This is a genomic window from Bacteroidales bacterium, assembly GCA_031275285.1.
Lineage (GTDB): Bacteria > Bacteroidota > Bacteroidia > Bacteroidales > UBA4181 > JAIRLS01.
Genome location: JAISOY010000155.1, coordinates 1 through 9102, shown reverse-complemented (window position 1 = coordinate 9102; position 9102 = coordinate 1). Strand labels below are relative to the sequence as shown.

The following is a 9102-nucleotide window of genomic DNA, read 5'->3' as shown; positions in this document are numbered from 1 at the left end:
CCACAAACACCCCCCACCGAACAAACAAACAATAATTTACATTCCACTATTTATAATGAATAATATTAGATCATCTCTTTCGGCATTACATGGCAAAAGAGATGATCCAGGTATACTTTTTAATCCGTCCGTTTAGTCGGATTATTTGGCTTACCTATAGATTCCCTCATGAAGGTATCGGCCTCAATATTTTTCATTTTATAATAATCCATAATTCCTAAATTTCCGCTACGAAATGCTTCCGCCATTGCTTTAGGTACTTCAGCTTCAGCCTCGGTGACCTTAGCCCGGGCTTCGTGTATTTTAGCTTTGTTTTCCTGTTCAAGAGCTACAGCCATTGCCCTACGTTCTTCAGCACGTGCCTGAGCAATATTTTTGTCAGCATGGGCCTGATCCATCTGCAGTTGTGCTCCGATATTTTTTCCAACATCCACATCAGCAATATCTATGGATAATATTTCAAATGCTGTGCCAGAGTCAAGACCTTTGTTCAATACGACTTTGGATATAGAATCCGGATTTTCAAGTACAGACTTATGTGATGCAGCAGATCCAATCGATGAGACAATCCCTTCACCTACACGGGCAAGAATGGTTTCTTCCCCGGCACCCCCTACTAATTGTTTGATGTTAGCACGTACGGTTACACGGGCTTTTGCGATCAACTGTATACCGTCTTTTGCAACAGCAGCTACCGGCGGGGTATTGATCACTTTAGGATTCACCGACATTTGTACAGCTTCAAAAACATCACGTCCGGCCAGGTCTATAGCTGTAGCAGCTTTAAAATCCAGGGGAATATTTGCTTTGTCCGCAGAAATCAATGCATTAACAACTTTTTGTACATGTCCGCCCGCCAGATAATGCGCCTCGAGTTGATCGGCACTTAAATCAAGACCGGCTTTTTTTGAATTGATCATGGCATTCACGATAATGGATGGCGGAACTTTACGCCAACGCATCAAAACCAATTGTATCAACGAAATTCGTACTTGCGTCAGGATACATTGAAACCAAAGGTTTAACGGGACAAAATAAAGAATGATCCATAAAAAGACAATTGCTAAAACCAGAATAATAGCATAAAACCCAATTCCTTCCATATAAATATTATTTAATTTATGATTGTTTTATTTCTTGTACGACGACAGATGATTCATTCACCTGGATAACTTTTACTTCCTTATTTTCATCGATCAATCCGAATTCAGATTTTCCCTCTACAATTTTATCATGGATCAGGACTTTTCCAATAGGAGCTAAACGGGATACCGTCATTGCCATATCTCCAACTTTGATATCGGTGGTATTAGATAGATTTACCTTCCCATCTATTTCCGCATGTAAAGAAACACGATCCCATGTTTTTGACCTTAAGGCATAAATCAGGAATATGATGAAGAGTAAACTGGTTCCAATCAATGAGAAGGTACCCACTGCAGTACCAAAATTACTGTATGCAAAAAACACTCCTCCCGCAATTAAAATAACGCCAGCAACCCCAGCTACTGTGACCCCCGGAAGAACAACAACTTCTACTACGATAAGCGCCAGACCTATAACTATAAGAAGAATTACTAAGGCTGCAGACATATTAATCGATTGTTACACTTAAACCTTTATCTGTCAATTGGTCTTTCATAGGATGTAGAAAATCGTATGATCCTTTTTTTACATCACATTTACCCTTATGATGAACAATATATGCACATTGTTCCGCTTGATATACATCATGCTTACATATATCAATCAGTGATGTAATCACAAAGTCAAAAGTATGCACATCATCGTTATGTAGAATTAAATGATGCTTATCTTCCGTTGTGTTTTCAAATTCCTGATTATGTTTTACTTGCTCTTGAATACCCATAATAAAACATTTATATTACCGTATGATAATGCAAATCTACATTTTTTTTAGAGAAAATGTAGATTTCTGAAGATAATTTCAAAATAAAAATTTATTATTATTCAATTCAAATTTTGTCAAAAATCAGAACTGATATACAGTACCAAAATAAACTCCTAATGCATACGGGTGGCTGTCAATCGAGTTATTCGTTGTGTATGACTGAAGATAATATTTAAACATCGGTTCAATACCAATAAGTAGCTTTTTCGTGATTTGGTAACTCATGCCTATTCCTACTGAACCATTATAATTGACAGGTCTGGCCATTAATATAGTACCATCTTTGATCAATTCGCTACCATTGTCGATAAATACATTGTTGTCTATTAAAATATTGGCACTCATACCACCAGATATAGAGAATGATATTTTTCTATCAATTAATTTATACCGTAAAATTACAGGTATTTCGATATAATCGAGCCTTTCTATCATTCTGTATTTTGTAGGGCTTGTATTTGATAATGTAGCATTTGCAACGGTATTAGTGGTGCTATTCGGAGTTGCTTCGTCACCATTGAAATAATTAGCATAATTATCATTCACATTGGCTTTCATCCCGGATGTAACAGTCGCATTACCCGAAGAAGTCCTGACAAAGTTTTTTGAGTAGGAATTATTGGAAGAAATTGCAGCATACATATTATACGCAGGAGTAACATGATTGATAGCCTGACCCATTTGAGTGTAATATACTCCAGTTTGGATGCTAAATCTATTTTTTACTTTATAGGCCACCTTTACACCTCCGGAATACGCTAGCAATGCACTTTCTGCATCATCAAAATCAGATTTACTCAGATTATCCGGTAATCCTGTAATTGCACGATAAGAATACATCGGGGCAAATTGTCCTGTAACTTCCCATCTGTCGTCTGTTTTTGGCGATATATCTATATGATCATTATTAAAATAAGGCATATCATATATCGGAATATTTGTTGATGCAGAGGCAACGGTGGGTACTTCCTTCGGTAAAGAAGATGATTTATTGACGACAGGGGGCTTTCTGGACAATAGTTCTAACTTCTTTGTTCTGATTGGTTGCATATAAGCTACTTCATTTTGATAGTCGAAGTAGACAGGTGTTTTTTTAGTATCGATTTTTTGATCTAAGGGAATGCTTACAGGGTCTTGATTTAGAGGAGATTCTTGTTCTACATAATCTTGTGGGGAAGTTTCTGCTACATCTATATCAGCTTTCTGTGAAGGATTATCAGTGGATTCATTTTGACTATTTTGTATAGCAACTGCAGTTGAGGGATCATATTTATCAGAAGGAAGATCTGAAGGTGGTAATGATAAATCGTCATTTATAACTTCTTGTTCAACCCTGTCGTTTAAAATGGATGTTACAGTTTTTACTTCAGGAGTAATTTTATCCCCCTGAAGATAAATGACGGATGCAAAAGCTCCTAATATTAAAGCTATAGATGCTGCAGCCAACCAAAATCTACGGGTATTCTGATTACGATAATTTAAATCCTTTTCTATTCGATGCCACGCATCTTCAGGAGGAGATATTTCCATATTTCCCAACTTACGGGCAAATAATTCGTCAATATGTTCCTTATTTACTTGCATTGTTGTTTATATGATATCGACTCAACCAACTCATTCACTTGTTTTTGAAGGATATTCCTGGCCCTTAATAAATTCGAACGGGAGGTGCTTTCTGCAATCTCCAACATTTCACTTATTTCTTTATGGGACAACCCCTCCATTACATATAGGTTAAAGACCACTTTATACTGCTGGGGTAGTTTATTAACCAAATCCAGCAAATCAGATTCAGATAATTGGTATGCTCCCCATTCATCTTCCACTTCCGGAGCTGCCAACTGGTAATCTACACTGTCCCAGTCATCAACTACAGGTATTTTAGAATTATTACGGTAACGCTCTAATGCCTGATTTACAAAAATCCGGCGTACCCAGCCCTCGAAACTACCTGCATGCTGGAATTGGCCTATTTTGGTAAATACTGTGACAAATCCATCATGTAATACATCCCTGGCTTCTTCATAATTCGTACAATAACGCATACAAACAGCAAACATTTTTGCAGAAAGCAGATTATATATAGATTCCTGCGCCTTTCTATCGCCGCGTTTGCAACGCTTTATTATATCGGAAAAAAGGTCTGCCAATGTTTGTCTCTTTTTAATGTCGCTTCAAATTGTGAACAATAAAAAGAAGTATCCTTATATTTCAAAAAACACAAAATTCCTTTTATTATTCAGATGCAATATTACGGATTTGTTGCGTCAAGATAAACTTTTTTTTTGTAAAAAAATCATAAAAAATATTTACTTTTGTGAAAACATTGCTTTTTCAACTGGGCCACTAAAAATATAGAATGATAATATACTTTAAATACAGACATGGAAGAATATAAAATTATTGTTGCATATGATTTTCAAGAGCTTTCTAATGCTGCGTTGCGACAGGCATATAAGCTAGCTGATTTTGTAAATGGTGGAATTTTATTGCTTGTGGTGATGGATTCTGATTTACTTACTTTGGCCAATGTATTTCAGAATGAGCATTCTGAAAGCATGAAAAAGAAAATAACCGATTCCATGGAACGGGAAATTACAGATCGATTGCAACAAGTTGCCCTGAAAGCCTCTGAAGAATCAAAATTACAGATTGGATTTCGTGTCGAAACAGGAAAAATTTATGAGCGGATATTGTTTACAGCTAAAGAAGAAAATGCCCGTTTTATTGTTATGGGACGTACTTCTGTACAATCTTCTGCTGTCCGGTTTGGTTCTAATACAATGCATGTGGTCAGTGATTCGAGTTGTCCTGTGATTACTATTCCGGCTGTTAACAGTGAAACTGATTTTAAAAATATTGTGCTTCCCATCGATCTGACAAAACAAACACGTGAAGAAGTATTTAATGCTATTTCATTCGGTTTGTTTTTTGATGCAACAATTCTTTTGGTTTCTGTGGTAATGGGTGGGATTTCGGAAAGAAAAAGTCGAATCTACACGAAAATGCAGCGGATGAAAAAGATGATCGAAGAAAATGGGGTCAGATGTACGGATAAATTATTCAAAAGAAGCCATCATCCTGTTCATGAGGTCATACTTCAATACGTAAAAGATATTAAAGCAGACTCTTTGATGATCATGACACACCAGGAAATCAGCACTTCCGATAAGTATATCGGCGCAGTGGCGCATCAAATCATTAATGATTCATCGGTTCCTGTAATTTCTTTAACTTCAGCAGCTTCCCGTGTTAAACAAAGTGAAAAAACGAAGTTTTGGTTTACCAAGCTTTTTTCATCAAAAGAATAAGTATGTTCATTATACGATATAAAAAATACGGTAGGATTTTCCCCTACCGTATTTTTTTATCTTGATCTTACCATTCATCGGTCCGAAATGATGATATTGGTAAATTACCTTCTATAGTAAATATTTCAGTAGCGGAGAGGTTGTCAAAACAATAACGGACGGCGACTGGTTCTGCAACGTTTGGAGAGAATATAAATATTTTATTGCCGGAAATGGCAGCTTTAGCCGGATGAAAATGTTTGTTCTTTCCAGCTACACTGAAATTAAGTATTTCTTTCCCATGAGAAGTTAAGCCAAGATTGGCATTATTAAATGTCAGAATGATCACCCTCCCTTCTATATCAAATGACTGGACTTCCGGACTTCTATAATGTATCTTTTCCATACCATAAGTTTTTGCCAATGCCCATAGAGCTAACCGTTCTCCGGCTTCCTTCTTTTTCGGGGGATGAATACATCCCGGACTTTCAGAATCCATGAGCACGGCCATGCCTGTATTCGGTGTCTCCATACATTTAAATTGGGCTTCACGGATATAAGCGGAGCTTAACCCTCCATAATTATATGGGGCAATCTGACAATAATAAAAAGGAAATTCTCCGATTCCCCATAAGTTCCTCCATTCACGCACCATATTATCGAACATTTTTACATATAAAGCAGGTTCGTCTTTATTGGATTCTCCCTGGTACCATATTGCTCCGCGTATACCATAACCGATGAATGGATGAAGCATTCCGTTGTAGAGAACAGTGGCTGTCCCGTTGTTTATTTTTATATCTTCATCTGTAACCGGTATTTTTTTTTCAGGAATGTCTTTCAAAGCTTCTGGAGGCATCCAGGCTTCAATGCGGGAGCCGCCCCAGCTGGTATGAATCAATCCTACCGGAACATCTAACGCCTGATTGATCATGCGTCCAAAAAAATATGCAGTGGCACTAAAATCAGGAACTGTTTGTATATCTGCAACTTTCCACGAACCGATACAGTCATCCTGTGGTGTGGATTTAGATGCTTTCTGTGCCGTAAAACAACGTATTTCGGGATTTCTCGAATTCATAATGGCTTCAGGTCCGCCCTCAATCGGTTGTCCATGGAATCCTTTCATGGGCATTTCCATATTGGATTGTCCGGAGCATATCCATACTTCCCCGATAAGTACATTTTTTAGAGTAATGGTTGTTCCGGAAGTAACAGTTATTTCATAAGGCGTTTTACTTGCAACCGGAGTTTTTAATTTCAGTTTCCAATATCCGTTTTTGTCACTTTTGGTAGTAACGTTTTTCTTATCCCATGATGTAACAACCTTTACACTCGTATTGGGATTCGACCAACCCCAGATTGCTACCTCTGATTGTTGTTGTAAAACCATGTTGTCACTAAAAAATGAAGGGAGTTTTATCGATGCATTAATTTGAAATGCAAAAAAAACAGCAAAAAGAAAACATACAATAATTGTTTTAATACTCTTTTTCATGATTGTTGATTTTGATTTCCGTAAAAATAGATGAAATAACAATTAAATCGATCTGTTAAGGATTATTTATAATAATTTATATTTATCCTGATATTATGTGTTTGATTCTGAATCAAAACTTTACCAGGCATGATGAGTTGAGAATATAATGATATTTTTTTTTCTTAATCCGATACTTTTATTTATTTTTGTTCTTTTAAAGTAAAACATGTATTGATGAGAATCAACATTTCAATTGTTGTTATTCTTTTGTTTTTCAGCTATTCTGTAGAAGCTCAGTATAGACGTTATAAGACATATGAAGTGCATTTTGGATTGGGTGTCTCCCATGTTCTTGGGGATATCGGGGGGTCTTCGTATCTTGATAACTGGGCTGGAATAAGGGATCTTACATTGCGTCATAGCCGTCCCATGCTTTATCTGGGCGGGAGAAATGATTTCAATGAACATTTTTCGGGAAAGGTAAATCTGTTTGCCGGGATGACGTCAGACGACGATAGAGGCTCATTAAGAGATGAACGGGGATTTGCGTTTAACACTTTTATGCTTGAATTATCCGGGCAGGTTGAATGGAATTTTTTAAGGATAAGAGGGTCCATCGGTTCCCTTTTAGCCAAAAGAAAAGGACTTAGGAGTTATAGAATGACTACCCGGCCATATATATTTGCAGGCATCGGATTTTGTTATAATTATATCGATTTTAATACTCGTGAGACTATTCCCTGTAGTGGAGAATATTTTAAAAAATCAGTAACTGCATTAGTTTTTCCCCTTGGGATTGGTATACGGACAGATGTGTCAGAAGGGTGGTCATTGGGGCTTGAGATCGGTGGAAGGTTCACTAACTCCGATTATATCGACGGTTTTACCACAGATTGGTCAAAATCCAATGATGCATATTATTTTACCACCATTCATGCCATTTATAAAATCCAATTTGTAGGAGGGAAAAAGAAAACGTCTCGTCGTCGTTAGGCAAATAAATGGGTAGGTATCATATTAAAATAGCATTCGGACAATAAAACGAAACCATTTTACGTTTCGTTTTTTGATTTTAGTTAATATACGTTATAAAAGAAATCTTGAAATTAACCAAATATATTGTTTGTTGTATCGGATTATCCCTTTTTGTTTCTTCATTGGTAGAAGCACAAAAGTTCTATACAAATACTGATGCTGGTTTTTTCGGAGGAACATCTTATTACCTGGGGGATATTAATCCCCGTAAGCATTTTTATGCTCCGGATTTATCTTTTGGCGCGCTTTTGAAGCATAATTTTACAGAACATCATTGTCTTCGTGCCAATATCTTTTATGGTAAGCTAAAAGGTGATGATTCGGATTTTGATAATGATTTCCAGCAGAACAGAGGGGCTAGTTTTAACACCTCCCTTATTGATATACAAATCGGTTATGAATTTAATTTTCTTCGATACATTGTTAACCGCTTTCAGTCAGGGCATACCCCATATATTTTTGCAGGTATAGGGTATTCATTTATTGTTTCATCAACAGCGGAAGAAGCTGAAAATCATTTGACCATACCCTTTGGAATCGGTTATAAATACCGGATTACTCCACGAATCGGGGTCGGATGCGAGTGGGGGTTAAGAAAGACTTTTACCGATAAGTTGGATGGCGTGTTGAATCCTGGGCCGGAAGGCTCTTATTCCCGGTCACACAATAATGATTGGTATTCTTTTGCGGGTATTTTCGTTACTTTCCGTATCTTTGAAAAAAATACATCATGCCCTGCATATAGGCAGCAACTTGATTATAAATGACATATAGGGATAAAATAGATATTGACAAGTTACCTGTACATATCGCTGTGATTATGGACGGCAATGGCAGGTGGGCCAAAGAAAAAGGCAACCAGCGTATATTTGGTCATAAAAATGGGGTAAGTGCAGTCCGGGAAACAGTAGAGGCTGCCGCTGAGTTAGGTATCCAATATTTGACCCTATATGCTTTTTCAACTGAGAATTGGAACCGTCCAAAATTGGAAGTAGATGCACTAATGTCTTTATTGGTCTCTTCCCTTCATGAAGAAACTCCTACACTTTTAAAAAATAATATTCAATTAATATCCATCGGGAATATTGGAGGCTTATCTGAAGAAGTATCCTTACAGTTAAAAAATGCCAAAGAAAAAACAGCACATAATAGTGGATTAAAGTTGGTTTTGGCTTTGAATTACAGCGGGCGTTGGGAAATACTAGATGCTGTGAACAGGATGAAGTCGGATATGTTGTCGGGTAAACTGGATATGCCTATCACTGAGCATATTTTTTCAACTTATCTGGCCACATATGGTATTCCGGATCCTGAATTAATGATACGGACAAGCGGAGAATCCCGTATAAGTAATTTTCTGCTTTGGCAAATTGCTTATTCAGAAT

The 9102-nt window shown here is 36.9% G+C and carries 10 protein-coding genes; 4 read left to right on the top strand and 6 right to left on the bottom strand.

Going from position 1 to position 9102, the window contains the following annotated elements; all coding sequences use genetic code 11:
• Positions 1–119: 119 nt before the first annotated feature.
• From floA to LBQ60_15510, 5 genes are all read right to left on the bottom strand, one after another.
• Positions 120–1103: a flotillin-like protein FloA gene (gene floA, locus LBQ60_15530; protein MDR2039334.1), complete on the bottom strand. Its 984-nt coding sequence runs from the start codon at positions 1101–1103 to the stop codon at positions 120–122.
• Between the two features lie 16 nt (positions 1104–1119).
• A complete protein-coding gene (locus LBQ60_15525) occupies positions 1120–1593 on the bottom strand; it encodes a hypothetical protein (protein ID MDR2039333.1) in 474 nt (157 codons plus the stop codon).
• 1 nt (position 1594) lies between these two features.
• On the bottom strand, positions 1595–1870 hold the full coding sequence (locus LBQ60_15520; GenBank protein ID MDR2039332.1) for an ATP-dependent Clp protease adaptor ClpS: 276 nt from the start codon (positions 1868–1870) through the stop codon (positions 1595–1597).
• Positions 1871–1993: 123 nt separating this feature from the next.
• Entirely contained in the window at positions 1994–3496 is a 1503-nt protein-coding gene (locus LBQ60_15515; protein ID MDR2039331.1) for a hypothetical protein, read from the bottom strand.
• Positions 3487–4062, bottom strand: a complete 576-nt coding sequence (locus tag LBQ60_15510) for an RNA polymerase sigma factor (protein MDR2039330.1) — start codon at positions 4060–4062, stop codon at positions 3487–3489. Before LBQ60_15510 ends, LBQ60_15515 begins: the two co-directional genes overlap by 10 nt.
• A 234-nt stretch (positions 4063–4296) precedes the next feature.
• Between LBQ60_15510 and LBQ60_15505 the strand changes: the two genes are divergently transcribed.
• Entirely contained in the window at positions 4297–5223 is a 927-nt protein-coding gene (locus tag LBQ60_15505; protein MDR2039329.1) for a universal stress protein, read from the top strand.
• Between the two features lie 67 nt (positions 5224–5290).
• Here the strand turns inward: LBQ60_15505 and LBQ60_15500 are convergent, their stop codons facing one another.
• The gene (locus tag LBQ60_15500; protein ID MDR2039328.1) at positions 5291–6700 is read right to left on the bottom strand and encodes a sialate O-acetylesterase; all 1410 of its coding nucleotides are present in this window, start codon (positions 6698–6700) and stop codon (positions 5291–5293) included.
• Between the two features lie 216 nt (positions 6701–6916).
• Between LBQ60_15500 and LBQ60_15495 the strand changes: the two genes are divergently transcribed.
• From LBQ60_15495 to uppS, 3 genes are all read left to right on the top strand, one after another.
• Positions 6917–7675, top strand: a complete 759-nt coding sequence (locus tag LBQ60_15495) for a DUF6089 family protein (protein ID MDR2039327.1) — start codon at positions 6917–6919, stop codon at positions 7673–7675.
• Positions 7676–7782: 107 nt separating this feature from the next.
• On the top strand, positions 7783–8484 hold the full coding sequence (locus tag LBQ60_15490; GenBank protein MDR2039326.1) for a DUF6089 family protein: 702 nt from the start codon (positions 7783–7785) through the stop codon (positions 8482–8484).
• Positions 8481–9102, top strand: a 622-nt coding sequence (uppS, locus tag LBQ60_15485) for a di-trans,poly-cis-decaprenylcistransferase (GenBank protein MDR2039325.1), incomplete at its 3' end; no start/stop codon positions are given. The genes LBQ60_15490 and uppS, both read left to right, overlap by 4 nt.

Excerpts from the sequence above, each read along its gene's own strand:
- LBQ60_15500 (MDR2039328.1), bottom strand. The coding sequence starts at position 6,700 with ATGAAAAAGAGTATTAAAACAATTATTGTATGTTTTCTTTTTGCTGTT.
- LBQ60_15525 (MDR2039333.1), bottom strand. The coding sequence starts at position 1,593 with ATGTCTGCAGCCTTAGTAATTCTTCTTATAGTTATAGGTCTGGCGCTT.
- LBQ60_15495 (MDR2039327.1), top strand. The coding sequence starts at position 6,917 with ATGAGAATCAACATTTCAATTGTTGTTATTCTTTTGTTTTTCAGCTAT.
- LBQ60_15520 (MDR2039332.1), bottom strand. The coding sequence starts at position 1,870 with ATGGGTATTCAAGAGCAAGTAAAACATAATCAGGAATTTGAAAACACA.
- floA (MDR2039334.1), bottom strand. The coding sequence starts at position 1,103 with ATGGAAGGAATTGGGTTTTATGCTATTATTCTGGTTTTAGCAATTGTC.
- LBQ60_15505 (MDR2039329.1), top strand. The coding sequence starts at position 4,297 with ATGGAAGAATATAAAATTATTGTTGCATATGATTTTCAAGAGCTTTCT.
- LBQ60_15515 (MDR2039331.1), bottom strand. The coding sequence starts at position 3,496 with ATGCAAGTAAATAAGGAACATATTGACGAATTATTTGCCCGTAAGTTG.